We start from the raw sequence: 26,286 nt of genomic DNA on the forward strand, positions 1-26,286 counted from the left end.
GAGGGCGGACCGCGGTCCCGACGGGCTCCACCGGTGCCTCGATCCGCGACGTGACGGTCTTGACCGCCCGTTCCGACAGTGGTGGAGTGGGACACAGTCCTGATGAGCGGGACGCGAGCGGTGCGAGCTGCGGGCGGACGAGCGAGCGGAGGGCCGGATGGGCTTGGTGAGCGGCGGTGAGCTGGCAGCGCGTGCGCTGGCAGAACACGGTGTCGACGTTGTGTTCGCGATCCACGGAGGGCATCTCAACCCGTTCCTCCTGGCGTGTGCGGACCTCGGGGTCCGACTCGTCGACGGTCGTCACGAGGGTGCCAGCGGCCATTCCGCGGACGGGTATGCGCGTGCCACCGGGGGCCTGGGCGTCGTCGCGGTGACGGCGGGCGCCGGGTACGCGAACTGTCTGCCGGCGATCGTGAGTGCCCACCTCGACAGGGTTCCCCTGCTGGTCGTCACGAGCTCGCCGCCGTTGCGCGAGAGCGAGCTCAACGAGTTGCAGGGTGGGATCGACCAGGTCGGTATCGTCCGGCCCGTCACCCGCTGGGCGCATCGGGTCACCTCGACGGACCGCATCCCCGACCTGGTCGGCCTCGCGGTCCGAAAGGCGCTGGCGGGCCCCCCGGGGCCGGTCCTGCTCGACATTCCGGTGGACGTCATGTTCTCGGAGGTCGAGGAGTCGCGGATCGCCACCGCGGGAGCTCCGGCCGCCGCTCCGCCGGCGCCCTCGGCCGAGGTCGTCGCGGCGATAGTCGAACGTCTCGAGGCCTCACGACGGCCGGTGGTCATCGCGGGAAACGGCATCCGCTACTCCCACGGCCTGGACGCACTGGTCGCCTTCGCCGACCGCTCGGGGGTTCCGGTGTTCGGCCAGATGGGGACGGCCGGTCTGCCTGCTGACCATGTGTCGAACGCCGGGGGGGCGTGGAACCTCGGGATGCTCGAGACCGAGCTCGGGGAGCGCCCCGACCTTGTCCTCCTGGTCGGGGCGAGACTGGGCCGCTTCTTGGGGGGGCGGACCGGTTCGATGGTCCCCGACGACGCGACGCTCGTGCAGATCGACATCGACCCGTCCGAGATCGGCCGGGTCAGGGCGGTCGACCTGCCGGTGGTCGCCGATGCACGCGAGACGCTGCTGGCGGTGACGGCCGGGCTGCGAGACGGAGGGGCTGAACGGGCGGGGTGGGCGAAAGGTGTCGTTGCGGTCAACCATCGCCGGTCGTCGTTCGCCGACGAGCCGTCCGAGGTCGACGGTCGCATCCATCCCTACCACGGGGTTCGTGCCGCGCTGCGGGCGCTCGACCCGTCCACGACGGTCGTCGTCGACGGTGGCGAGGCGGCGGGCTGGGTGTGGGAGAGCCTGGCCGAGGCTCGACCGTTCGACGTCATGGGCTTCGGTGGCTACCTCGGGATCCTCGGGCTCAGTACCGGACTGGGCATCGGGGCGCAGGTCGCTCGCCCGGGCGGGCGGGTCGTGGTCTTCTGTGGCGACGGCGCGGCCGGCTTCCACATCCAGGAGCTCGACACGATGGTCCGCCACGGGCTCCCCGTCGTGACGGTCGTGGTCAACAACGCCTTGTGGGCCCAGTCCGTCCGTAGCCAGAACCGTGACTACGGGCCGCGGGGTGAGGTGATCAGTCATCTCACCGACACCGATTACGACCAGGTGGCGACCGGTTTCGGGGCCTACGGGGAGCGGGTCACCACGCTCTCCGAGGTCGCTGGGGCCATGAGGCGGGCGCTGGACTGCGGGCGGCCCGCGCTGATCAACCTGTCGGTGGCCTACGGACCCGAGCCGCGGACCGCCGCCGGTATGGGGCGCAAGCCGTCGACCGACGAGATCGCGGTTCCCTACTACGAGGCGATCCCGAAGGGGCCGTACTGATGTCGAGCGGGCGCACGAGCTCGTGTCGTCGGTGGAACAGGGCATGAGCAGCCGGCTCGGGGCGGTCCTCGCCGCCCTCGACGCCGGCATGGACATCGTCGAGCTGGGGCATCCGCTGCACAGCGCCGTCCCGGCACTCCCGACGCAGCCGGGCTTCCGGTCGGCGCTCATGCAGCGCCACGGTGATCGGACGTTCGACGGCGGGCTGTCGGCCGCGAACGAGATGATGGTGATGGGTACCCATGTCGGGACGCACATCGACGCGTTCTGCCACATCTCCCACAACGGGCAGCTGCACGGTGGTGTCGACGCCGTCGCCAGCCAGCGTGGCGGTGCTTTCGACACCGGGTCGATCGACGAGCTGCCGCCGTTGGTGTCACGGGGCGTGCTGCTCGATGTAGCCGCCCACCGGGGTCGCGACCATCTCGACGGCGGCGACGTCGTCACCGCGGACGACCTCGCGGATGTGGCAGTAGCGGCAGGCGTCGCCGTCGGGAGCGGCGACGTCGTCTGCGTCCGGACGGGCTGGGCTCGGCGCTACGGCGATGCCGCGGCATATCTCGGGACGGACGGAGGCTGCCCGGGTCTCGTCGAGTCGGCCGCCCACTGGCTCGCCGACCGGGGCGTGTGTGCGGTCGGGACCGACACCCTGCAGTTCGACGCGGTCCCGGACGGCGGCATCCCGCACGATCTGGCGTGTCATCGGGTGCTGTTGGTCGAGCAGCAGATCAGCATCCTGGAGAACCTCTGGCTCGAGGGCGTCGCGGGTCGCGGTGTCGTCGAGTTCGTGTTCGTGGCCGCGCCGCTGCGCCTGGTCGGTGCGACGGGATCGCCGTTGCGCCCCTTCGCGCTGGTCTGAGCCCAGCGGCCATGACGTCCGTTGGGAGGCCTGTGCCCTGCCGCCGGGCCGGCGCACGTCGGGCCCTCCCTCGGTGTCGCTGTCGCGCTGCGTGTCGCGTCGGCCCGCGTCGCGGGACGTGCGGCGCGTCGTGTATCCGCCCGGCGACGCCATGGCACGGTCGGGCTCCGCAATGTTCGAGGGTCGCTCCGCGGTGTTCGAGGGTCGGTGGCCGCCCGGCGTCCCGGTTCGGGCGCGCGGCGGCCCGGCCGTGGACGCGGACCCCGACGCCGCACCCGGCCCTGTCCCGGTGAGTCCGTCCATGTCCCGGCTGCGGCTGCGCTGCGTCCGCGATTCCGGCCCCTGTGCGCGGAGGTGCACGATGGCTCCGGCCCGGCCCGGAGGAAATCGGGACGCCGTCTCGATCGCTTCTTGTTCATCGCCCAGGTGGGTGATAGCTTCCCGTCACTGCAGAACGAACCTCGTACGGGCCGCATCGGAAGATCAATGGAGATTGCCAGATGAGCGACGAGGGCAGGGCCGCCCTGACCGAACCGGCGAAGGACCTCGGGCCGGTGAAGGAACAATTGCGCACCGATGGCTACGCCGTCGTTCCCGACGTCCTTACCGCGGACGAGGTGGCGGCGTTGCGGAGCCGGCTGGTGCAACTCGCCGCCGACGAGCGCGAGGCAGCGCGCGCCCTCGGGGCGCCCGAGTCCGACGAAGCCCAGTTCGTCCGCACCCTGGTGGCCAAGGCGCAGGAGTTCCGCGATCTCGCGGTGCACCCGACAGCGCTGGAGCTGGCGCGGCACATTCTCGGGCCGGACCTCCTCCTGTGGGAGGCCTTCGCCAACCGGGTACCCCCCGGCGGCCCGGCCGGCGGCGCACACATCGACCAGGGCCCGATGCCCAGCGACATCACGTGGCCGGTCGTGTGCGCGTTCCTCTACATGCTCGACGACTTCACCGACGAGAACGGCGCGACCTTCGTGGTGCCGGGCAGCCACCGCCGCCACCGCGACGAGCTGACCCCGGAGTCGTTCGCCGCGGGCCGGGTGACGGCGACCGGCACGGCCGGATCGGTCATCGTCATGGACGGACGGGTCTGGCACTCGATCGGCAAGAACCGTACGAGCGATTTCTGGCGCCATGGTGCGCTGATGTTCTACTCGGTTCCCTACCTGCGGGTGAAGGAGAACTGGGCCTTCCTCACCCCCCCGGAGATCGTGCAGGACGCCTCGCCCCTGCTGCGCGAGCTGATGGGGTTCAAGATGTGGCGTTCGCTCGGCGGCCCCAGGGCCGACAAGGCATTCATCGGCGGGCAGGCCGGCGTCAGCTCCTACGACGGCCAACTCCTGAAGGAGGACGAGGCGTCGGGCTGGGGCGCGGTCCGCCCGCCGTGGCTCAACTGAACGAGATGTAGCGCCGAGCCGCGTGGACCTCGGTGCCGCCGTCGGCGGTCCGTGGTCCACGCGTGGTACCGAGATCGTGTCGATGGGCCGCCGCCGGCGTCCGGTCGTGATCGGGGTCTTCTGCAAGGCAGGTCCAATCCGTTTGCTGGCGGGTTCTCATCGAGGAGAGCTGAAGATCGTGGGATTGATTCAGACAACACGCGGGCGCGCAGGCCGTCGCGTCGGTACTGCGCTCGCAGGGCTGGCGCTGGCAGCGACGTTGGCGGCCTGCGGTTCGTCGGACGAGCAGTCCGGTACGGCGTCGGCCAAGGGCGTGACCGACACCCAGATCGTGCTGGGCGGAACCGCGCCGCTGACCGGCCCGGTCGCCGCGAGCTGTCTGGAGTACACCGAATCGGCGGAGGCCTGGTTCAAGCACGTCAACGACAAGGGCGGGGTGAACGGCCGCCAGATCGTGTGGGACCCGCTCGACGACGCCTACGACCTGGCCCGGGCCGGCGCCAACGCGCGGACGCTCGTCGACTCCGACATCTTCGCGATCTACGGCGGCTGTGGGTCGATCCAGCCGCCGGTCGTCGAGCAGCAGGCCGAGAAGGCCAAGGTCCCGTACCTCTTCCCGACCGCGTTCCTGCCGGCGCTGTACAACCCCGTGCAGCAGTACACGTTCGCGCAGTTCCCGTCCTACGGCACCCAGCTGGTCAGCCTCGTCCCCTATGCGTTCGACAAGTACGGCAAGGGGACCGTCGGCGCGGTCATGCTGCAGACGCCCGGTATCGACCAGGCACTCGCGGAGATCAAGAAAGATGTCCAGGAGGCCGGAGCCCAGTACGTCGACAGCGACTACCTGACGGCGACGACGTCGGACTTCACGCCGTTCGTGCTCAAGCTCAAGCAGGCGAACCCGGACTACGTCCTCACCAACCTGCCGCCGGCGAACATGCTGCAGTTCGAGAAGGCCGCACAGGCCCAGGGATTCGCCCCGGGCAAGGCGTACCTGAACGCGCAGGCCCTGGCCAGCGCGCAGTTCACCGATCCGCTGATGAGCAGCGGGAAGAACCTGCTCGGCGGGAAGGTCCTCGCCACGGTGGCCACTGCGTCTCCGGAGGATCCGACGTCGGCGGAGTGCGCGGCCGCGATCACTCAGTACGCACCGAAGTACACGGTCAACTACGTGACGCTCGCCGGCTGCACGGGCGCGGTGTTCATGACGTCGGTGCTGCAGAAGATGGGTGACGACCTCACCCGCGACAACCTGATCGCGACGCTGCAGGGTCTCAAGGACGTCTCGCTGGCGCCGAACGCCCTGCCCGTGACGCTGACGGCGCAGGACCATCTCGCGACGAAGAAGGTCTACGTCGTGCAGCTCGGCGACGACGGCAAGTGGCAACAGCAGGGCAGTGTCGACATCGACACCAACTTCTGACGCCCGTCCCTCTCGCGCAGGCCCATCGGAACCGGGAGCCCCTGTGACCCTCCTCCTGCAGATCGTCGTCAGTGGCGTCGTCGCGGGTTTCACCTACGGGCTCGTCGGCCTGTCGGCGAGCATCCTGTTCAAGACGACCGGGATCTTCAGCTTCGCCCAGCCGATGATCGCCACGCTGCTGGCCTTCTTCGCGTACTTCCTCATCGGGGAGTTCAAGCTGAGCTTCTGGATCGCCCTTCCGCTGCTGCTGGTGATCGCGGCGGCGGTCGGGGCGGGCGTCTACTACGTCGCGTTCCGGCCCGGGGACGGCCACGGCCAGTTCAACCTGGTCGTTCGCACCCTCGGCCTCTTCCTGCTGATCGAGCAGTTCGTGGCGTGGCGGTGGAGCCGGGGGGAGCCGTTCGCCTTCCCGCCGCTGATCGGCGGGCCGTCGGTGTCACTCGGCGCGGGGATCATGGTCGCGCGGCAGACGATCGCCATCGCCGCGATCACCGTAGTCCTGCTGGTCGTCTGTTACCTGCTGCTCACCCGGACCCGGACCGGGCTGATGCTGCGCTGCCTGGCCGAGTCCGGCGAGAACTCCGCCGTCCTGGGGATGCCACGACGCCGGCTGGCGGCGACGGCGTGGGCGGCCTCCACCGTCATCTGCGTGTTCGTGGCGGTGTTCAACGCGCCGATCACCAACGTCTACACCGCCATGTTCACGCCGTTCGTGCTGTTCGCCTTCGCGGGGCTGCTCATCGGGGGGCTGTACAGCTGGTCGGGGGCGCTGGTCGGGGGAGTGATCGTCGGGATCGCCGTCAACGTCTCCGCCGCCTACTGGAAGCCGGAGATCGGGGCCCTCATCGTGTTCGTCCTGCTGCTCGGCGTGCTGGTCTTCCGACCGGCCGGAATCGTCGGCCGCACGTTCGCGGAGCGGCTGTGAGCACCGCGTCGGCCCGTGCCGCGGCGGCCCACCCTGGGGAGAACTGACATGTTCACGGTGGCCGCGCGTCTCGGCGCGATCAAATGGAGCTACCTCTGCCTGGTCGTGATCCTGATCTGGGGGCTCAGCTCCGGCGCGTCGTTCCAGCTGGTGCTGGTGACGGCGATCGCCTACGCCCTCGGCGCGGTCGGGCTGGACGTGATCTCCGGCTACGGCGGTCAGCCCGCGATCGGGCAGGGCGGCTTCATGGCGATCGGCGCGTACATGTCCACGATCGCGATCAACGACTGGGGCATGTCCATCGCCGGCGCGCTCGGCGTCACCCTGGTCGCGAGCATCCTGGTCGCGCTCCTGCTCGGCTTCGGGGCGCTGCGGCTGCCGCACCTGGGACTGGCGATCGTGACCTTCTGCTTCGCCTACGTCGTCAACGTGCTCGTGAACGGGACGATGCTCGGCGACTGGACGCACTCGGTGAATGGGCTCATCGTCGATCAGGTGTCGGTCGGGCCGCTGAGCTTCACCTCCGAGCGCGACGGGCTCATCATGAGCGTGATCCTGCTCGCCGTCGTCATCGGGCTCACCCAGCTGCTGCTGTTCTCCAAGTACGGCCGCTGGCTGATGGCGGTGAAGCGCAGCGAGACGATGACCGCTGCGATCGGTGTCGACCCGTTGACGGTCAAGATGCTGGCCTACGTCTGGTCCAGTGTCTGCGGTGCGTTGGGCGGCGTCGTGCTGGCGCAGAGCCAGGGCACCATCTCGCCCGACACGTTCAACGTGATGCTGTCGATCATGCTGTTCAGCCTGGTCGCCGTCGGCGGGCTCGGCACCGTGTGCGGGCCGATCCTGGCCGCGATCGTCTACGTCGTGATCCAGGACGCGGGGTCGACCAACGACTCGGCCGGGATGTGGTGGCCGATCCTGTTCATGGTCGTGCTCATCCTGGCGCCGGGTGGTGGGTTCGAGCTCGTGTCCCGCGTCTTCGCGATGGTGGGAGCGACGTGGCGGCGGGTCGGGGGTGGGCGCATCCGGCTACCGGAGCGTGTCCGCGAACGGCTCGACGGCCTGGGGAGGCGGCGCGGGCGGGCGATCCCGGTCGTCGCCGAGGCGGACGTGGTGAGGCCGGCCGCATCGGACCAGGAGGCAGGGGATCTCGTCGTCGAGGGCGTGCGGGTCACGTTCGGCGGGGTGGTCGCCGTGGACTCGGTGGGCTTCTCGGTGCGGGCGGGCTCGATCCACGCCCTCATCGGCCCGAACGGTGCGGGCAAGACGACGGTACTCGACGTGTTGACCGGCATCACCCGGCAACGGGCGGGGGACGTCCGGGTCGGGGGCCGCGATGTCCTCACGGTGCCCACCCGCAAGCGGATCCGGCTGGGGATGGGGCGTGCGTTCCAGCATCCCGCGCTCGTCGGCGACCTGACGGTGTTCGACAACGTCCTGATGGCCGCCGAAGCGGCGAACCGGCCGCCGCTCGGGCTCGCGCGGCGTCGCCGCGTTCGCGCCGAGAACAGCGAGCGGGCCGGCTGGGCGTTGACGGTCGTCGACGTCGACCCGGCCACATGGTCCGAGGCCGCCGACACCCTGACCGGCGGCCACCGGAAGCTCGTCGACATCGCCCGCGCGATCGCGGCCGAGCCGCACCTGCTGCTGCTGGACGAGCCGACGTCGGGGGTGCGGGCCGAGGAGACCGATGCGATCGCCCGCGCGATCCGCCAGGTCCGGGCCGCCGGCACGACGGTCCTGACCGTGGACCACAACGTCGCGTTCATCCGCGACATCGCGGAGCACACGACGGTCCTGAACTTCGGGCGGGTGATCGCCGACGGCGCCACCTCCGAGGTCATGAAGGACCCGGCCGTCGCGGCGGCGTTCCTGGGCACGGAACGGACGGCCGCGGATGTCTGAGGTCGCGCCGCTGCTCGAACTGACCCGGGTCGAGGCCGGGTACGGCAAGAACCGGGTCCTGCACGACGTGTCGCTCACCGTGGCCCCCGGTGAGGTGGTGGGCCTCATCGGTCGCAACGGTGCCGGGAAGACCACCACCGCCCGCGTGGTGTCCGGTCTGCTCACCCCGGGCAGCGGTGACGTCCGGTTCCGCGGCGACGACCTGCGCGGATCGCCGGTCCGGGCCGCACGGGCCGGGATCGCGCACGTGCCGCAGGGCCGCGGCCTGTTCGCGGGGCTGTCGGTCATGGACAACCTCAGGGCCGGCGCGTACGCGGTGGGACGTGATCTCGACCGGGCCACCGTCGACGACATCCTGCGGATCTTCCCGCCCTTGGAGAAGCTGCTCGGGCGGCGGGCAGGGCTGCTCAGCGGCGGCGAGCAGCAGATGGTCACGATCGCGCGGGGGATCGCGTCCCATCCCGTGCTCATGATCGTCGACGAGCTCAGCCTCGGCCTCGCTCCGATCATCGTGGACTTCACGTGGGCCGCGCTGCTGTCGCTGCGGGACGAGCATCAGACGGCGATCCTGATCATCGACCAGAACACCGATCGCGTGATCGCCAAGTGTGACCGGACCTTCCATCTGAGAGACGGAGCGACATCGCTGGTGACCGGAACGCCCGACGACAAGCCGATCTCGGATCTCGACACGACGCGCGTCATCTGAGGACGACCGCCAGCCCGCACAGCTGCCGGGACGTCGTCCCGGCCAGTTGATCGCCCGCAGACGAACAGGATGAGGAACGTGCAGACTGCCGCGCACACCGACCCGGGCGGGTCCCCGCCTCTGCCGCTCGCCGGCATCCGGGTGCTCGAGCTCGGCCAGGTGATCTCCGCGCCCTATGGTGGGCTCCTGCTCGCCGAGCTCGGCGCCGAAGTGATCAAGATCGAGTCACCGGACGGTGGGGACAGCTCGCGCAACGCTGAGATCACGGGGATCGGGGAGCTCAGCGCCACCTTCGTGACGTTCAACCACAACAAGCGGTCGTTGGCGCTCGACCTGAAGTCCCCCGACGACTACGCGACGTTCGCGGGCCTCGTCACGTCCGCGGACGTCGTGCTCACCAACATGACACCGCGGGTGCTGCGGTCGCTCTCGGCCGACTACGACACGCTGGCCGCGCTCAACCCGGCGCTGATCCTCTGTGCCATCCAGGGCTTCTCCGGCGACGACCCGCGCGCCGACGCGCCGTCCTACGACCTGACCCACCAGGCGCTGTCGGGGCTGATGCTGTTCGAGGGACAGCCGGGCGACCCGCCGCTGCGAATGTGCCTGCCGATCGCCGACCTGTCCTCGGCGCAGTTCGCCGTGAACGGGATTCTCGCCGCCCTGGTTGCGCGCGGCCGCACCGGCCGTGGTGAGCTCGTCCGGGTCCCGATGTACAACGCCACGCTCAGCCTCCTCACCTATACCGCGACGCTCTATCTGACGTCAGGGAAGGAACCGGTCCGAACCGGTGTGGAGCACGAGCACACGGTGCCGTGGCAGGCGGTCGCCACCGCGGACGGCGACGTGGTCCTCGCTGTGCGCGCGGAGCGGTTCTGGCAGCGGCTGTGCCATGCGATCGAGCGTCCCGACCTGATCGATGACCCCCGTTTCGAGTCGAACTCGGTACGGATGCGCAACCGCGACGAACTGCGGTCGATCCTGGAGAAGAGCCTGGCCGGCCACGGCGCCGACCACTGGCTCCGGCGGCTGGCCGAGTTCGGCGTCCCGTCGGCGAGAGTGCGAACCGTCAAGGAGGCGCTCGAGGCGGCGCGGACCGAGGTGGCACCGATGGTGCAGTCCTACGACCAGGAAGGCTTCGGCACCGTCACGCTGCTGGGCTCCCCGATCGAGTTCGGCAGCGGCGCGCGGCTGGCCGTGGCAGCGGCTCCCGACCTCGACGAGTACCGGGACCAGCTCCGATGACCGACGTCGATCACGTCGGGGTCGCCCGGGAGGAACGTGTGCTCTCCGGGCTGCGTACCTGGCTGCCGACGCGCGCACCGGAGCTGGGGGCCGTCCGGTCGGTCCGGCCGATCTCGGGGGGTCGGTCGAACCTCGTCTACGGCATCGACACCGACGACGGGTCCACGTACTGCCTGCGGTGCTCGACCAGCGACGACGGCGGCGCGGCGAAGGCGATCCAGCGGGAGTACGAGCTGGTCACCGCGCTGGGCGCGACCGCCGTTCCCGTCCCCACGACCTACGCGGTCTGTACCGACGTCGGGGTGATCGGCGTTCCGTTCTTCCTGATGTCGTTCGCGCAGGGCGCGGCGCTCGACTCGACCGACGCGCTGCGGGCGGTGGCGCCGGGGGACCGGGCGACGATCGGCGCGGAGCTGGTCCGTGCACTCGCCGACATCCACGGGGTGGGGGTCGAGGCCGCAGGACTCGCCTCGCTGTTGCGCGCCGAGCCCTTCGTCCTGCGGCAGCTGCGGCGGTGGCGAGGGTTGCTGACCGAGCAGGACGTCGCCGACCATCCAGGTCTGGAATCCGTCGCCCGGACCCTGGAGCAGCGGTTCCCGGGCGAGCCGCGTGTCGCACTGCTGCACGGCGACTTCAAGATCGGGAACTGTCTGCTCACGGCGGACGGACAGCTGCGTGCCGTCGTGGACTGGGAGCTGGCATCGACCGGCGACCCCCGCGCCGACCTGGGCTGGTTCCTGGCCAGCTGGTCCGCACCGGGGGAGTCGGGGACCCGTATCGTCCCCCCGCCGGGACGTGTACCCGGCTACTGCGGTCGCGACGACCTGATCGACGCCTACGCCGGACGGGCCGACGCGCCGCTCGACGGGCTGGCGTACTTCGAGGCGTTCGCCGAGTGGAAGTGGGCCTGCATCGACGCCGGGATCCGCAGGCGTTTCTCCCGCCCCGGGCACGCGTCGGCCACCCGGCTCGACCTCGACGTCGTCGGAGCGGAGCTGGCCGATCGGCTCGCGCGGGCCGACGAGCTGCTGACATAGGAACGGAACTCCCCGTGGACTTCAGTATCTCCGCGAGCGCGCTCGACCACCTGGAGCGCGTCCGCGGATTCATGTCCGACCACGTCTACCCGGCGGAGCCGGTGTACGCGGCCCAGCGCGAGGAACTCACCGCCGCCGGCCGACCCCACGATCCACCGGCCGTCATGCTCGACCTCATCGCCGAGGCACGGGCACAGGGGCTGTGGAACCTGTTCCGTGGCGGAGCGGCCGGACTGGCGCAGGTCGACTACGCGATCCTCGCCGAGCAGACCGGCCGCAGCCCGTTCATCGCGCCGGCGGCGATGAACTGCCTGTCCCCCGACAGCGGGAACATGGACATGCTCGACCGGTTCGCCACCGACCGCCAGCGGACCGACTGGCTGGAGCCGCTGCTCGACGGCGAGATCCGGTCGGCGTTCTCGATGACCGAGCCCGACGTCGCCTCCAGCGACGCGACGAACATCGACACCCGCATCGTCGAGGACGGCGACCACTACATCGTCAACGGCCGGAAATGGTTCACGACCGGCGCCGCGGACCCCCGGTGCCGGCTGCTGATCCTCCTCGGCAGGTCGCACCCGGACGCCCCCCGCCATCGACAGCACACGATGCTGCTCGTCCCGCGGGATGCCGAAGGGGTGCGGATCGTGCGCGCGCTTCCCGTGTTCGGGTACCGCGACCAACAGGGCCACTGCGAGATCGAGTACAACGACGTCCGGGTGCCCCGGGAGTACGTCCTCGGTCAGCCCGGCCGGGGGTTCCAGGTGGCGCAGGCACGCCTGGGGCCGGGCCGGGTGCACCACTGCATGCGGGCCATCGGCATGGCCGAGCGCGCCCTGGAAATGATGGTCGAGCGTGCGCAGAGCCGCGTCGCCTTCGGCGCCCCGCTCAGCGACCAGGGCGTCGTCCGCAGCACCATCGCCCGGTCGCGGATCGAGATCGACCAGGCGCGGCTGCTGGTCCTGCACACCGCGTGGCTGGTCGACCGCTACGGCGTCGACGACGTCCGTGCCTCGGTGTCGGCGATCAAGGTCGTCGCGCCGGAGGTGGCGCAGAACGTCCTCGACCGGGCGATCCAGCTCTTCGGCGGCATGGGCGTCACCGACGACACGCCACTGGCCGAGATCTGGTCACGGGCCCGCACCCTGCGCATCGTGGACGGCCCCGAGGACGTGCACCTGCGCACCGTCGCCCGCTCGGTGCTCGCCGGTCAGCCGGCGCACCTGAGGGTCGGGGGACCCGACGGCCGGGCCGAGGCCTGAGCCGGCCCGGCCCACGTCGTCCCACCGCCGCGGGGCGGACGTCCTCAGTCGTCCGGGCGAGCGGTGAGCAGGTTCGTGAGTGCCCGCGCCGTGTCCTTCACCAGCGGGCCGAACCTGTCCGCCGCGTCGTCGGCCGCCCGGTAGCGCGGAACGGTCACCGTGATCGACCCGGCCGGCCGGCCGTTCGTGAAGTAGGCGGCCGCGAACCCGCAGGCGTCGGGGATGTTCTCCCCGATGCTGACGGCGTAGCCGCGCGCGCGCGTCTCCGCGAGATCGGCCCGGAGTCGCGTCGCCTCGGCCTCGGGCAGCGCCAGCTCGGTGAGGACCTCCTCACCCAGGTGGGCGAGGACCGCCTTGCCCGCGGCACCCCGCTCCAGCGGGAGCCGGCCCCCGATCGGAAGGACGTAGCGCACCGGGCGGTCGCATTCGGCTGCCGCGACCGTGGTGAGCTGACCTCCGGCATAGGTCGTGAGGTACGCCGTCTCCTCCGCCCGTTCGACCAGCCGGTCGAGCAGGCCCTTCGAGAGCTCGAGGACGTTCTGGCGGTACCCCAGGAACGTCGCCCAGGCCGCGAGTACCTCGCCCGGCTCGTAGTTCCCGCTCGGCAGCGCGTGGGCCACCCGGAGGTCGGCCAGGTTCTGCAGGACGCGGTGCACCGCGCTGCGACTGACCCCGAGCACCGTCGCGAGCTGGCGGACGCCGACGCCGCCCTCCTCCGCCCGGGCGAGCGCGTCGAGGACGGCGACCACTCTCGCGGTCGTACTGTCCTTCTTCCCGCCGGCATCGGCGGCCGCGGTCGGCTCCGTGTCGTCCTCTCCAGCCATCGATCCTCCCCGGTAGAATCCTGGAGGAGCGCCAGGAACGCTGGACAGTGTCCCGATGTGTGCGCCTGCCAGCTTATCGTCCTCCACGACGGCGGATGCAGCTGCCGGAGGCTCGGCAGCGTTCGCGGGGGCGTCGTCGCCTCGTGTCGGTCCTGTCCGGCGCGGGGCCGTCCGATCGGCGGGGTGACCCCGGTCCAGTGTCGGCGGCGCGGCACGGCGGACGTCGTGGCGAGCTGCGCTAACGCCCGCGTCCCCACGCTGCCGGCCGGCCCCGTTCACTGCCGCACGAGTTCTCGCGGCGACCGTCCGGTCTCCTCGTGTGCGGGTCGGCCCCGGGTGCGGTCCGACGGTCGGACCGGGACGCGCCGCGCACCGACCGGCCCACCCGGCGCTCCAGCAGCTCGTCCCGCTGAACCAGACGTCGTCCCGATATGACTCCGTCGGGTCCTGGTGGCCGGCGAGGTGTCGCCGGAACCGCCGTCGGGCCCTCGTCGGTGTCGACGTCGGAAGGGGAGGGTCAGTCGCCGGCCACCACGTCTTGCCTCTCGGACCCGCGCCGGTCCAGCGGCTGTCGCAGCACCAGCACCACCACCATCAGGACCATGACCACGGCGGCGACGGTGAACGGAACGGGGATGACCGGGTCGAGCAGGACGAGTACGGCGCCGAGCGGTATCGCCGTGTTCACGACGCGGTCGGCGTTGGGCCGCAGCGCGATCCACCAGATCCCGAGGACGAAGACGGCGACCGGCACGGTGACGGTGAAGGATGCGGCGACCTCGCCCAGTTCGCTGGTTCCCGTCAGGACGTCGACCTCGACCTCGATGCCGGCCGAGAAAGCGCCCGCAGCGGCGAAGACGAAGTAGTGCACGTATCCGTAGCGGAGTGACCCGGCCAGCGAGTTGATCGACTCGTGGTGCGGCGGCCAGAAGTAGATCCACCACATCGCGGCGGTCACGACGAGCGCCAGGACCGAGATCGACACCAGCGAGGTGAGGGACTGCTGGTCGTGGAGTGCTTCGATGATCGCGTTGGCCGACGCCAGCAGGCTCTCGCCGAGCAGGATCAATGTGAACAGGCCGTACCGCTCGGTGATGTGGTGCGGGTGCCACGGAGTGGCGCCCTGCCGCTCAGCGATCACCGGCACGGCGAGCTCGGCGAGGACGAGGACGACGATCGCGACGGCCGCGGCCGGGCCTGACAGGGTGAGCTGCAGCAGCCAGAAGACCTGCAGGACGGTGATGCCGGCGGCGTAGATCCGGGTCGTGCGACGGCGTTCGCCCGCGGATCGAGAGGCCCGCAGCCACTGCGAGACCATCGCGACCCGCATGACGACGTAGGCGACGACGAGCGGGGCGAAGTTGTGCTCGGTGAACGCCGGCTCCACGCCCGCGGCGAGGACCAGCACCCCGCCCATCTGCACGAACGTGACGACCCGGTAGAGCCAGTCGTCGGTGGAGAACGACGTGGCGAACCACGTGAAGTTCATCCACGCCCACCAGATGCCGAAGAACACCAGGCCGTAGACGAGCAGGCCGTCGACGACGTGGTTCTCGGTGAGCGCGTGATGGAGCTGGACGGCCGCGATGCTCACGGCCACGACGAAGACCAGGTCGAAGAACAGCTCCAGCGGGGTGGCCGTCCGGCCCGGCTCGCCGGGGTCTCGCGCCAGCATGGGGACCAGGCGCCAGCGTCCGGGCGAGGCGGCGGGGTGAGACATCGCGGTTCCTTCGACGAGGGATTCCCGGCGTCCGGCTGCCCGGGCCATCGTGGGCGCACCGTCCGGTCGGGCACGTGGTCGCGCGAGGATCTCCTCCCCGGCGCTCGGGAGCAAGGCGCCGTGCCGTTCATGTGGGACCGCAGGTCCTGTGATTCCGGCGGGTCCGGTGCGCTCCGTGATCGCCGTCGGCCGGGCTCGCGACCGGCGAAACGCTACCTTAAGGTATCGTTTGGTGGTGACCGGTCGCCACGACGCACGCGAGAGGGCCCTCGGGGCCACCGTCGAGCTGCTGCTCGAACGGGGCTGGATCGGAACGACGCCGGCCGCGGTCGCCGAACGCGCCGGCGCCGCCAAGATGTCGCTCTACCGGCACTTCGCCGGCAAGGACGAGCTCGTCGCGGCCGCGCTGGCCAGGTTCAGCACGACACAGCGACGCTGGTTGCTCGGTCCCGACACCGACCCGCCGCGGGACCGGCTCCTCGGTGCCTTCACCCGGATCGCGGAGCGGGCGAGGGCCGGCGGGCTCGCCGCCGGCTGCCCGTTCGTCGCGACCAGGCTGCAGAGCCCCGACCGGGACGGGCCTGCCGCCACCCTGGCGCTGGCCCACAAGAACGACGTGGCGGCCGCGTTCGCCCGGCTGCTCGAGCAGCTGGGACATCCCGACCCCGCCGACACCGGTGAGGCGCTGCTCGTCCTGCTCGACGGCGCGATCGTGCACGCCGCGATGTCGGGCAACGACGGCCCCGTGCTGGTGGCCGCCCGCGCCGCGGCGACCCTCATCGACGCGGGAACTCCCGCCGGCACCGGACCATGACCCCGCGCCCGCGGGGGAGCACCACGACCTCGAAGGAACAGCACCCGATGAGTACCGACGTCCCCGATCCCGCTGCCGCCGGCCACGACGCGCGCCTCGCCCACCCCACGGCGGTCGACATCGTGCACAACTTCTGGGCCGAGGTGTGGCAGGCCCCGCACAACCTCGACGCGATCGACGAGCTCGTCGCCGACGATTTCGTGATCATCTCCGGCGGTACCGAGATCCACGGCCGCACCGCGTTCAAGGAGTGGGTGCGGGCCTTCCACACCGCGATCGGCGACATCCACCTCGAACCCGTCGACACGTTCCAGAACGCCGACGGCTCGCGTGTCGCGTCCCGGTGGGTGCTGACCGGCACCAACAACGGTTTCGCCGGCACCGAACCGGACGGACAGCCGGTCCGCATGACCGGGACCGCGGTGTGGCACGTGCTGCCCGACGGCCGGCTCACCCACAACTACGTCGAGCGCAACGCACTGGAACTCCTGCGGCAGCTGAGTTCCTGACGGTCGACCGACGCGGCCCCGCCGGTCGTGGGTCTTCCTCCGCCACCGCCGACGGAGGAGCGGACGACCTCACGACCACATCTGTGTCGGCGGGGCCGCACCACGTCGGGCCCAGTTCACCTGGCTGCCTTCCCGCCAGCAGGTAGTGGACGGTCCGGCTCGCCGCCATCGACGATTGCGGCTCGCCGGGCGGCCCGCGGGCCCGCGGATCGAGCAGACTCGATCTCACCGAGCGGCCCCCGGTGCCGAATCCGCGGCACGAACTTCGACGGGGAGCCCTCGCGTTCGATCACAAGGAGCACCCCATGGCCATGCTCACCGTCGGCCGCGAGAACGACACCGACATCCAGATCTACTTCGAGGACCACGGCGCGGGCCGTCCGGTGGTCCTGATCCACGGCTATCCGCTCGACGGGGCCTCCTGGGAGAAGCAGCAGCGCGCCCTGCTCTCGGCCGGGTACCGCGTCATCACCTACGACCGGCGCGGTTTCGGCAGGTCGAGCCGGCCCACCGTCGGCTACGACTACGACACCTTCACCGCCGACCTGAAGGCCCTCCTCGACCACCTCGCCCTGGACGACATCGCGCTCGTCGGCTTCTCGATGGGCACCGGTGAGGTGACGCGCTACCTCTCCACCCACGGCTCCGCACGGGTCCGCAAGGCCGTGCTGCTCGGGGCGATCCCCCCGTTCCTGCTCAAGACCGACGACAACCCCGACGGTGTCGACCGGCAGGTGTTCGAGGACATCAAGGCCGCCGTGGTGGCCGACCGGCCCGCCTACCTGAAGACCTTCCTCGACAACTTCTACAACGTCGACGTCCTCGGCGGAACGCTGATCAGCGAGCAGGCCTGGCAGAACAGCTTCGTCACCGCGATCGGTGCATCGTCGTTCGCAGCCGAGGCCTGCGTCGACACCTGGCTCACCGACTTCCGCGCCGACCTGCCGAACATCGACGTCCCGACCCTGCTCGTGCACGGTGACGCCGACCGCATCCTGCCCTACGCGAGCACCGCGGCACGGCTGCCCGGACTGATCAAGGACCTCACCACCGTGACGGTCGAGGGCGGGCCCCACAACATCGCCTGGACCCACCCCGAGATCGTCAACAAGGCCCTCCTGGACTTCCTGGCCACCTGACGGGCACGGCGAGTTCCCTGCCCGCCCGGTCCAGCCGCTGAAGGAGCACACATGCCAGAGACCATCGCAGGAATCAGCATTCCGGACACCGCTCTCGTCCGGGAGGCCACCGCACTCGTCCGTGGGGCCGAGGACGACACGCTCTTCGACCACTCCAGGCGTGTCTTCCTCCTGGGTTGTCTCAAGGCCGCCGCGCGGGGCCTCGACGTCGACCCCGAGCTCGCCTATGTGGGCGGGATGTTCCACGACCTCGGGCTGACCCCGGCGTACGCGACGAAGGACCAGCGGTTCGAGATCGACGGTGCGAACCTCGCCCGCGACTTCCTGCGCGACCACGGTCGCAGCGAGGCCGAGGCCGGTAACGTCTGGCTCGGGATCGCCCTGCACACGACCCCGGACGTCCCGCTCCACCTGGCCCCGGAGGTCGCGGTCGTGACGCTCGGGGTGGAGGCCGACGTGCTCGGCCTCGACCTCGACGAGATCACCCCCGGGCAACGCGCCGAGGTCGTGGCCGCACACCCCCGGCCGGACTTCAAGAACCGCATCCTGCGGGCGTTCAACGACGCGATGGTGGACCGGCCGGACACCACTTTCGGCACCATGAACGACGACGTTCTCGCCCACTTCGACCCGGGGTTCGTCCGCAAGGACTTCGTCGAGATCATCCGGAACAACTCCTGGCCGGAGTGAACGGTGGGTGGCTCGGCCCCGGACGCCCCAGCGACCACCCCGCGGGCCGGGCCGCCCTCGTCCGAACAGTCCCCACCGACACAGCCGGAGAGAAGATGGCATTCACGGAGAACACCAAGCCGTTGACCACGGCGGCAGGCGCACCCGTCGTCGACAACCAGAACAGCGCGACCGCCGGCCCGCGCGGTCCGGTGCTGCTGCAGGACCTGTGGCTGATCGAGAAGCTCGCGCACTTCGACCGCGAGGTCATCCCCGAACGCCGGATGCACGCCAAGGGTGCCGGTGCGTTCGGCACGTTCCGGGTCACCCACGACATCTCGCGCTACACGAGGGCGAAACTGTTCGGCGCCGTCGGCAACGAGTGCGAGATGTTCGCCCGCTTCTCCACCGTCGCCGGTGAACGGGGGGCCGCCGATGCCGAGCGCGACATCCGCGGGTTCGCGGTGCGCTTCTACACCGAGGAGGGGAACTGGGACGTCGTCGGCAACAACACCCCGGTCTTCTTCCACCGCGACCCGTTGAAGTTCCCGGACCTCAACCGGGCGGTGAAGCGAGACCCGCGCACCAACCTGCGCAACCCCGAGAACAACTGGGGCTACTGGACGAACCTCCCCGAGGCCCTGCACCAGGTCACCATCGTCATGAGCGACCGGGGCATCCCCCGGTCCTACCGGCACATGCACGGGTTCGGCTCCCACACCTTCAGCCTCATCGACGCCGCCGGCGAGCGGCACTGGGTCAAGTTCCACTTCCGGACGCAGCAGGGAATCGAGAACCTCACCGACGCGGAGGCCGCCGCCGTCATCGCGACGGACCGCGAGTCCCACGGGCGGGACCTGTTCGAGGCGATCGAGCGGGGCGAGTTCCCGAAGTGGACGCTGTTCGTGCAGATCATGCCGGAGGGGGACGCGGCCACCTACCGCTTCCACCCCTTCGACCTGACCAAGGTGTGGAGCAAGAAGGACTACCCGCTCGTCGAGGTCGGGGAGTTCGAGCTGAACCGCAACCCCGACAACTACTTCGCCGACGTCGAACAGGCCGCCTTCACCCCCGCGAACCTCGTGCCGGGCATCTCCTTCAGCCCGGACAAGATGTTGCAGGGCAGGCTGTTCGCCTACGGAGACGCCGCCCGCTACCGGGTCGGGGTCAACCACCACCAGATCCCGGTCAACCACCCGCACGCCGCCACGACGGTCAACAGCTACCACCGCGACGGCGCGATGCGCGTCGACGGCAACCAGGGCGGCGTGCCCGGGATCGAGCCCAACAACTTCGGCCGCTGGTCCGAACAGCCCTCCTACGCCGAGCCGGGGCTGGCGCTCGGGTCGGCGACAGCGGACCACTTCGACTTCCGCGAGGACGACGACGACTACTACACCCAGACCCGCGACCTGTTCCGGCTGATGACGGCCGAGCAACAGGAGGCGCTGTTCTTCAACACCGCCCGTGCCATCACGGGGGCTCGGGCCCGGACCGTGGAGCGGCACATCGAGAACTGCACCCTGGCGGACCCGTCCTACGGGGCGGGCGTGCGCAGGGCGTGCGAGGCCGTCGGGGCCCTCTAGCCCGGCCCGGCCGGGGCACGTGAGGACGTCGCCACTCCGCTGCTGCACCCCTAACCGTCGGGGGGTGGGGCGCGGCCCAGGGGAGAGCGGGGTGGCGCGATGGGGGCGGCGGTCGTCGGGGGGCGGCCGCCGCCCCGCAGGTCATGGGTCCGGCAGTCAGTGGTTGTCGAGAAAGGTGAGCACCGCCAGGACACGGCGGTGGCTCTCCGCCATCTCGGCGATGCCCAGCTTGGTCAGGATGCTGCGGACGTGCTTCTCGACGGTGCCCTCGGCGACCCACAGCCGGTTCGCGATGCCGACGTTGGACAGGCCCTCGGCCATGAGCGCGAGCACCTCGCGCTCGCGCGGCGAGAGGGCCTGCAACGGGTTGTCGACCCGGCGGGTGGCCAGGAGCTCCTGCACGAGAGCGGGATCGACGACCGTCCCGCCCTTGACGATCCGGTCCAGCGTGGCCAGGAAGTCGTCGACGTCGCTGATCCGGTCCTTGAGCAGGTAACCGGTGCGCTGCCCGCTGCGCAGCAGCTCGGTGGCCTGCTCGACCTCCGCGTGCGCCGACAGCACGAGGATGGCGGTACCGGGCAGCTCCTGGCGGATCGTGCGGGCCGCGTCGAGGCCCTCGGTGGTGTGGGTGGGCGGCATCCTGATGTCGACGATCACCAGGTCGGGGCGCAGCCGCGCGACCTCGGGCACCAGTTCGGTGCAGGTTCCGTAGTTCCCGGCGACCTCGAACCCCGCCTCGGTGAGCAACCGGGACAGCCCCTCGCGCAGCAGTACGTCGTCCTCGGCGATGACGACGCGAGTACGGCTTTCTCCCATAGGTCCATTATCGACCCCGCCACGACCGACCCGAGAAGCGCCTACGGATGGCGGCTAGCTGCAATGGCCGGCCGCCGCCGCGGCTCTAGTGTGTGCCTCGTGGCTCTGCGGTGCGTGATCGTCGACGACAGCCCGGACTTCCTGCGGTCCGCGCGTGCGCTGCTCGAACAGGAGGGGCTGCGCGTCGTCGGCGTCGCCTCGACGAGCGAGGCCGCTCTCCGGCACGTCGCCGAGCTTCGTCCCGACGTGACGCTGCTCGACGTCGACCTCGGTCCGACCAGCGGGTTCGAGCTGGCCCGACGCCTCACCGACGCCCCGGACATCGACCCGGGCCACGTGATCCTGATCTCCGTCCACGCCGAGGTCGACCTCCTCGACCTGCTCGAGGCGAGCCCGGCCATCGGCTTCGTGGGCAAGCTCGCACTGTCGGCGGCCGCCATCGAGGCGCTGGTCGCCGACGCGCGCGGAGGCGACGGCGTCGCCACCTGAGACGCCCGGTCAGCCCGGGCGCGCCCCGGTCTCCGGCACCGGGAGCTCGGCCTGCACGGTCGTGCCGCTGCCGCGGACGGAGCGCACCACGAACCGGCCGCCGAGTGTCTCGACCCGGTCCTTGAGCCCCAGCAGGCCGGACCCGGCGGTCAGCCGGGCGCCGCCGCGGCCGTCGTCGTGCACCAGCACACGCACGACGGCACCGGCCGGGCCGGTGTCGGTCTCGACGGTGACGGTCACGACCGAGGCCTCGGCGTGCCGGGTGGCGTTGGTCAGCGCCTCGCTGACGACGTAGTAGGCCGCGGTCTCGATCGGCTCGGGCAGCCGGTGGTCGGCAGGTGCCTGCACCCTGACCGGGATGAGGGACCGGCGTGCGAGCGCCTTCAGCGCGGGTCGCAGGCCACCCTCGGCGAGCGTCGCCGGATGGATGCCGCGGGCCAGCTCGCGCAGCTCGGTCATCGCCGTGGTGGCTTCGTCCACCAGCGCGTCGAGCTGCTCGGTCAATGCCTCGGACCCGGCGGCAACGGCCGACCTGGCCAACCGGGCGTGCATGGCGAGGGTGACGAGGCGCTGCTGAGCCCCGTCGTGCAGGTCCCGTTCGATGCGTCGGCGTGCCTGGTCGGCGGCGGCCACGATCCGGGCGCGCGAGGCGGTGAGGTCGGCGTAGAGCTGCGCGTTGTCGAGGGAGACGGCGAGCTGGGCGGCGACGAGGCCGACGGCGTCGAGCCGTTGCGCGGTGAACGCGGCCCGGATCAGCCGGTTCTCCAGCAGCAGGACCCCCTGCAGCGCCCCTCGGCTGAGGATGGGCAGCGCGAGCAGCGAGCAGCCGTCGACCCCCGAGAAGTACGGGTCGCGGGCGAACCGGTCGTCGCGGGACACGTCGTCGACGACCACGGTCTCGCCGGTCCGCCGGACGTAGCGCAGCACCGACATCGGGGCGTGGTCGCCGTGTACGCGGCCGCGCTGCGCGGACGCGTCGACGGTGGGGTCCGGCGACGGCGACCGCCAGTCGCGGCGGTCGCCGTCCCACAGCACCAGGTGCACCCCGGTGGCGCCGGTCATCGTGCTGAGCACCTCGACGACTCGCGTGTGCAGCTGTTCGATGCCGGTCTCGGAGCTGAGCGCGTGCGACGCGGACAGGATGCCGAACAGGTCGATCACCCCGGTGCTGACCGCCGCCGACGGGTGCGCCCCGGCGGCGTGCTGGTCGGGGCCGGCGCCGCCGTCCGGCCGGGGGCGGAGGGCCGGGTAGGCCCAGTCCAGCTGGGCGACCTTCGCGGCCGCCCCCCACTCGTCGTAGTGGCGCCGGGCCTCGGCCAGCAGCTCGCGGCCGGCCTGGTCCACACCGTGCGCGAGGTGGAAGCGGGCCGCGCGCTCGGTGATGAGCGCCCGGTGCCATGGGCGCTGCCGCCGCGCGACCTCCTGCCGGGCGGCGTCGAACGCCTGGGTGGCCACCCGGAAGTCGCCGACGGCCCACGCCCGCTCGGCCTCGAGCAGCCGGAGCAGGTGCAGGAAGTTGTCCGGAGCGTCGGCGGCGCGCGCCGCCAGCCACCCGGACAGCTCGTCCAGCTCGACGAGCAGGGCGGCGCGCTCCGCGGCGTCGGCACCCCGCGCCTGTTCGGCGAGGGCCATGCCGCGCAGCAGCCGGGCCACCGCCGTCGGGTAGAGGCCCGACGCCGCCGGCAGCAACGGCATGGCGGCCGCGGCATGGTGCACCAGGCCGGATGCGTCACCGAAGACGGCGGCGACGGTCGCCCGCGCGATGTGGTCGAACAGCCTGGCGGCCGCGTTGTCGGCGTACGGGGCGGCCCGCATCGTCGCCTCCGCCTGCGCCGGCCCCTCGGCACCCTCCCCCCGCAGCGCAGCGGCCGTCCACCGGTAGCTGTCGAACCACCGGGTGGCGGTCTCGTTGCCGGTGCGCCGGGTGAACGCCAGCGCCGCCTCCACCTCGTCGACGTACTCGTCCAGGGTCGGGGCGCACTCCAGCATGCCGGTGACGGCCGGGTGGTAGGCGTACCCGGCGTACGCGAGATCGCCGCCGGCGACCAGACCTGCCCTGGCCTGCTGCGACACCCGCACGGCGTTCTCGACCGGCTCGAACCAGCACACGACGACGCTGGCGTACTGCGCGCGCAGCACCGAGGTCTCGGGCTCGTAGCCGTTGGCGTCGCCGAGCGCCAGGAGCCGGCGCGTCGCGCGGTAGGCGGCCTCGTGGTCCTCACCCCGCGGCATCGTCGAGGCGTTGACGGCGATGCGGGCCGCCCCGATCAACGACCGGGAGTGGCCGTGCTCGAGCAGGATTCGCGGCGCTTCGAGAGTCAGCCACCTGTACAGCGGCAGGTCGGGCACGAAGTAGACCGCGGGCAGGACCGCCTGCATCAGCTCCAGGGCGGCGAGCAGACGCGGGTCGCCGATCTCGGGGCGGCGGAGGTCGTCGGACAGCTCGCTGCCGTCCAGCCACCGGTACAGGTGGCGCATCTGGTGCGCGACCTCGTCGGGTGTCCGCTCCACCGGGACGGCGATACCGAGCTCGCGCAGCAGGTCCACGGCCATGTCGATGCTCTCGGTGACCCGGCCGCGGTAGGTGAGGGTCCTGACCTGCAGCGCCGCCGCGAACGCGTGCTGCACCGTGTCGGGGTGCAGGTCCTCGATGGACCGGTACTGCTCGTCGGCCTCCTCCAGCCGCCCCAGGCTGTACAGGGCGGTCAGCCGGCCGCGCAACAGCTCGACCCGCGCGGTCGTGTCGTCGGGTTCGACGAGCTGCAGCGCGCCGGTCAGCAGGGCGTCCATCGCGACGTGGTCGGCGACCAGGCGCGCCTCCTCGGCGGCGCGGCGCAGCAGCTCGACGATCCGGCCGCGCTCGGCCGGATCGTCGAGGACCTCCGGCGTGCGGGTGAGGGGCAGGTACTGCTCGGCGGCGGTCGTGAACAGCTCGGGGTGCGCCGTCAGCCGCCGGGCCATGCCCAGCTGCAGCGCGCGGCGGCGCTGCGGGTCGATCTCGCGCAGGATCGCCTCACGGATCCGGTCGTGGCGGAACCGGACCGCTCCGCGCGCCCCGGCCTCGGCGACGAGCACGCCGTCGGCGAGGGCCGGCGCCAGGGCCTGCTCCAGCGCCTCTGCCGGCTCGTCGACCGCCGCCTGCAGCACCGTCATCTCGACCCGGCCACCCAGGCAGGCCATCACGTCCACCACACGCCGCGTCGGCGGCGGGGTGGCCGCGACCCGCGCGACCAGCAGCTCGCCGACCTCGGTCCGGCTCAGCTGGGCGAGCACGGCCGCGGTGTCCCACCGCCAGCCGTCGGGGCCCGGGGTGAGCAGGCCGTCGCGGCGCAGCGCGCCCAGCAGCTCGACGGTCTCGTAGGGGTTGCCCGCGGTGCGCAGGTGCAGCTGTCCGGCCAGCTCCGCCGCCGACTCCCGGGGCACGCGCAGCATGTCGGCGACCATCGTCAGCAGCGCCGGACCGGGCAGGTCCGCCAACGGCACCCGCCGCACCCCGGGGCGCTCCTGCCACCGGGGCAGGTGGGCGGCGAAGGGCTCTGTCCCCCCGACGTCCGGCTCGCGGTGGGCGCACACGAGCAGCAGGCCCTCGACCGGCCCCTCGTCGAGGAGCATGTCGATGAACCCGAGTGGGGTGCGGCTCGCCCATTGGACGTCGTCGACGAACATCAGCACCGGCCGGTCCCGTGACGCGATCGCCCGCAGGAGCTGCACGCCGTTGCGCTGACCCCGCACCTGTGCGGTCAGCGCATCCCCGGGCTCGGGCGGCACCCCCAGCAGCGCGGCGAACTCGGGCACCACGGCCGCCATCAGGCCCGCGTTCGGCCCGAGCCCGGCCGCGACCCGTTCCCGCAGGGCAGCGAGCTCGTCCTCCGGCTCGGCCAGCAGCAGCCTGCCCAGGACGCGGAACGCCTGATGGACGCCGCTGGACGCCAGGTCCCGCCGGTACTGGTCGAACTTCCCGGCCACGAACCAGCCACCGCTGCGGGCCACCACGGGCCGCAGCTCGTCGACCAGTGCCGTCTTCCCCACGCCCGGCGAGCCGTCGACCAGCACCGCGCGGCAGCCGCCCGTGAGCGCATCCTCGAACGCCGCCCGCAGCGCAGCAGTCTCGGGCTCCCGGCCGACGAGCCGTGACGGCGGCAGCAGCCGCAGGGGGACGTCGCGGCGGCCGATGCGAAACGGGCGGGGGGCGCCGCGCGCCCGGTCGTCGCGGATCAGCTGCAGGTCGTGGGCCAGCCCGTCGGCGGTCTGGTACCGGTTGTCGGGTTCCTTCTCCAGCAGCCGGACGACGACGTCGGAGAAGGGGATCGGGAGCTGCGGGTTGCGCTCGGCAGGGGGGACCGGCACGCGCGCCAGATGGTCGTGGACGAGCCGCACGGGGTCCGTCGAGCCGAACGGCGGCGCACCGGTCGCCAGCTCGTACAGCGTGGCGCCCAGCGCGTACAGGTCGGCGCGCTGGTCCACCGCCCGGCCGGTCCGCCCGGTCTGCTCGGGCGCCAGGTACGCGAGCGTGCCGGCGATGTCGGTGGCGCCGGCCAGCGGACCGAAGCCGGGGCGGATCTCGGCGAACGTCGTCGCCGACGCGAAGTCGACCAGGACCGGCCGGCCGTCGTGGTCGACCAGGACGTTCGCAGGGGTGATGTCCCCGTGCATCACGCCCCGGCGGTGCATCGCCGCCACCGCCCGGGCCAGGTCGACGGCGACCGCGAGCACGTCGTCGAGCTCCAGGGGGGTGGGCCGCTGCGCCAGGCTCGGGCCACCCACGTCCGCGAGGACGACCGAGCCGGGGTAGCGGGGGGAGTCGAGCAGCTGCACCACACCCGGGACGCCGCGCAGCCGCTCCAGCGTCTCGATCTCGCGGCGCAGCCGTTGCGGCGCATCGGGACCGAGCGGCTCCTTGCGGACCACGGTGTCGCGACCCACTGCGAGGCGCACGACGCGGGAACGTTCCCCGTCGCGCAGCACCTCGGTGCCGATGGGCGGCGACCCCGTACCCGGTGGCGCGACGTCCGGACCCATGGTCCCGATTCTCTCACCGCCGACCACCCGGCCGTGAACGCACGTGGCACACCGGCTCGACCCGGG

General features: G+C 71.6%; 20 protein-coding genes. 16 read left to right on the forward strand and 4 right to left on the reverse strand.

What is annotated here, in order from left to right:
* The first annotated feature begins 157 nt into the window (after positions 1–157).
* From AB7F12_RS13175 to AB7F12_RS13220, 10 genes are all read left to right on the forward strand, one after another.
* The gene (locus tag AB7F12_RS13175) at positions 158–1,879 is read left to right on the forward strand and encodes a thiamine pyrophosphate-binding protein (protein WP_428500760.1); all 1,722 of its coding nucleotides are present in this window, start codon (positions 158–160) and stop codon (positions 1,877–1,879) included.
* A gap of 43 nt (positions 1,880–1,922) precedes the next feature.
* Positions 1,923–2,738, forward strand: coding sequence for a cyclase family protein (locus AB7F12_RS13180; protein WP_147115405.1), 816 nt, complete (start codon positions 1,923–1,925; stop codon positions 2,736–2,738).
* A 500-nt stretch (positions 2,739–3,238) separates the two neighbouring features.
* The gene (locus AB7F12_RS13185; RefSeq protein WP_428500761.1) at positions 3,239–4,129 is read left to right on the forward strand and encodes a phytanoyl-CoA dioxygenase family protein; all 891 of its coding nucleotides are present in this window, start codon (positions 3,239–3,241) and stop codon (positions 4,127–4,129) included.
* Positions 4,130–4,307: 178 nt separating this feature from the next.
* Positions 4,308–5,552, forward strand: a complete 1,245-nt coding sequence (locus tag AB7F12_RS13190) for an ABC transporter substrate-binding protein (protein ID WP_428516932.1) — start codon at positions 4,308–4,310, stop codon at positions 5,550–5,552.
* Positions 5,553–5,595: 43 nt separating this feature from the next.
* On the forward strand, positions 5,596–6,477 hold the full coding sequence (locus AB7F12_RS13195; RefSeq protein ID WP_186817241.1) for a branched-chain amino acid ABC transporter permease: 882 nt from the start codon (positions 5,596–5,598) through the stop codon (positions 6,475–6,477).
* A 48-nt stretch (positions 6,478–6,525) separates the two neighbouring features.
* A complete protein-coding gene (locus AB7F12_RS13200; protein WP_147115415.1) occupies positions 6,526–8,382 on the forward strand; it encodes an ABC transporter permease subunit in 1,857 nt (618 codons plus the stop codon).
* Positions 8,375–9,091, forward strand: coding sequence for an ABC transporter ATP-binding protein (locus tag AB7F12_RS13205; RefSeq protein ID WP_147115419.1), 717 nt, complete (start codon positions 8,375–8,377; stop codon positions 9,089–9,091). Before AB7F12_RS13200 ends, AB7F12_RS13205 begins: the two co-directional genes overlap by 8 nt.
* 78 nt (positions 9,092–9,169) lie before the next feature.
* Positions 9,170–10,336 carry a CaiB/BaiF CoA transferase family protein gene (locus AB7F12_RS13210; RefSeq protein ID WP_428500763.1) on the forward strand — a complete coding sequence of 389 codons (1,167 nt, stop codon included), beginning with the start codon at positions 9,170–9,172 and terminating at the stop codon, positions 10,334–10,336.
* Positions 10,333–11,373, forward strand: coding sequence for a phosphotransferase family protein (locus AB7F12_RS13215; protein WP_428500764.1), 1,041 nt, complete (start codon positions 10,333–10,335; stop codon positions 11,371–11,373). The genes AB7F12_RS13210 and AB7F12_RS13215 overlap by 4 nt, the downstream gene beginning before the upstream one ends.
* Positions 11,374–11,387: 14 nt before the next feature.
* Positions 11,388–12,635 carry an acyl-CoA dehydrogenase family protein gene (locus AB7F12_RS13220; protein WP_428500765.1) on the forward strand — a complete coding sequence of 416 codons (1,248 nt, stop codon included), beginning with the start codon at positions 11,388–11,390 and terminating at the stop codon, positions 12,633–12,635.
* A gap of 44 nt (positions 12,636–12,679) precedes the next feature.
* On the opposite strand, the gene AB7F12_RS13225 is transcribed toward AB7F12_RS13220, so the two are convergent.
* Together AB7F12_RS13225 and AB7F12_RS13230 are read right to left on the reverse strand one after the other, a co-directional pair.
* The gene (locus AB7F12_RS13225) at positions 12,680–13,459 is read right to left on the reverse strand and encodes an IclR family transcriptional regulator (RefSeq protein WP_428500766.1); all 780 of its coding nucleotides are present in this window, start codon (positions 13,457–13,459) and stop codon (positions 12,680–12,682) included.
* Between the two features lie 517 nt (positions 13,460–13,976).
* Positions 13,977–15,179 carry a low temperature requirement protein A gene (locus AB7F12_RS13230; RefSeq protein ID WP_428500767.1) on the reverse strand — a complete coding sequence of 401 codons (1,203 nt, stop codon included), beginning with the start codon at positions 15,177–15,179 and terminating at the stop codon, positions 13,977–13,979.
* Positions 15,180–15,414: 235 nt separating this feature from the next.
* Between AB7F12_RS13230 and AB7F12_RS13235 the strand changes: the two genes are divergently transcribed.
* The 5 genes from AB7F12_RS13235 (at position 15,415) to AB7F12_RS13255 (ending at position 19,896) form a co-directional block, all read left to right on the forward strand.
* Entirely contained in the window at positions 15,415–15,993 is a 579-nt protein-coding gene (locus tag AB7F12_RS13235) for a TetR family transcriptional regulator (protein WP_428500768.1), read from the forward strand.
* A gap of 47 nt (positions 15,994–16,040) precedes the next feature.
* Positions 16,041–16,502 carry an ester cyclase gene (locus AB7F12_RS13240; protein WP_428500769.1) on the forward strand — a complete coding sequence of 154 codons (462 nt, stop codon included), beginning with the start codon at positions 16,041–16,043 and terminating at the stop codon, positions 16,500–16,502.
* 305 nt (positions 16,503–16,807) lie between these two features.
* Positions 16,808–17,641, forward strand: coding sequence for an alpha/beta fold hydrolase (locus AB7F12_RS13245; protein WP_428500770.1), 834 nt, complete (start codon positions 16,808–16,810; stop codon positions 17,639–17,641).
* A 51-nt stretch (positions 17,642–17,692) separates the two neighbouring features.
* Positions 17,693–18,331 (forward strand): HD domain-containing protein, encoded by a 639-nt coding sequence (locus tag AB7F12_RS13250; RefSeq protein WP_428500771.1) that lies wholly within the window; start codon positions 17,693–17,695, stop codon positions 18,329–18,331.
* A 95-nt stretch (positions 18,332–18,426) separates the two neighbouring features.
* Positions 18,427–19,896: a catalase gene (locus AB7F12_RS13255; RefSeq protein ID WP_428500772.1), complete on the forward strand. Its 1,470-nt coding sequence runs from the start codon at positions 18,427–18,429 to the stop codon at positions 19,894–19,896.
* Between the two features lie 156 nt (positions 19,897–20,052).
* Here the strand turns inward: AB7F12_RS13255 and AB7F12_RS13260 are convergent, their stop codons facing one another.
* Complete coding sequence (locus AB7F12_RS13260) at positions 20,053–20,712, reverse strand: response regulator (protein ID WP_428500773.1); 660 nt, start codon at positions 20,710–20,712, stop codon at positions 20,053–20,055.
* Between the two features lie 99 nt (positions 20,713–20,811).
* Here AB7F12_RS13260 and AB7F12_RS13265 point away from each other — a divergent pair, with 99 nt between their 5' ends.
* Positions 20,812–21,201 (forward strand): LytR/AlgR family response regulator transcription factor, encoded by a 390-nt coding sequence (locus tag AB7F12_RS13265; RefSeq protein ID WP_428500466.1) that lies wholly within the window; start codon positions 20,812–20,814, stop codon positions 21,199–21,201.
* Positions 21,202–21,210: 9 nt separating this feature from the next.
* Here the strand turns inward: AB7F12_RS13265 and AB7F12_RS13270 are convergent, their stop codons facing one another.
* Positions 21,211–26,220 carry an AAA family ATPase gene (locus AB7F12_RS13270; RefSeq protein WP_428500465.1) on the reverse strand — a complete coding sequence of 1,670 codons (5,010 nt, stop codon included), beginning with the start codon at positions 26,218–26,220 and terminating at the stop codon, positions 21,211–21,213.
* Positions 26,221–26,286 lie beyond the last annotated feature (66 nt).

It is taken from the genome of Pseudonocardia sp. (genome assembly GCF_050250275.1).
In the GTDB taxonomy this organism is placed as follows: Bacteria; Actinomycetota; Actinomycetes; order Mycobacteriales; family Pseudonocardiaceae; genus Pseudonocardia.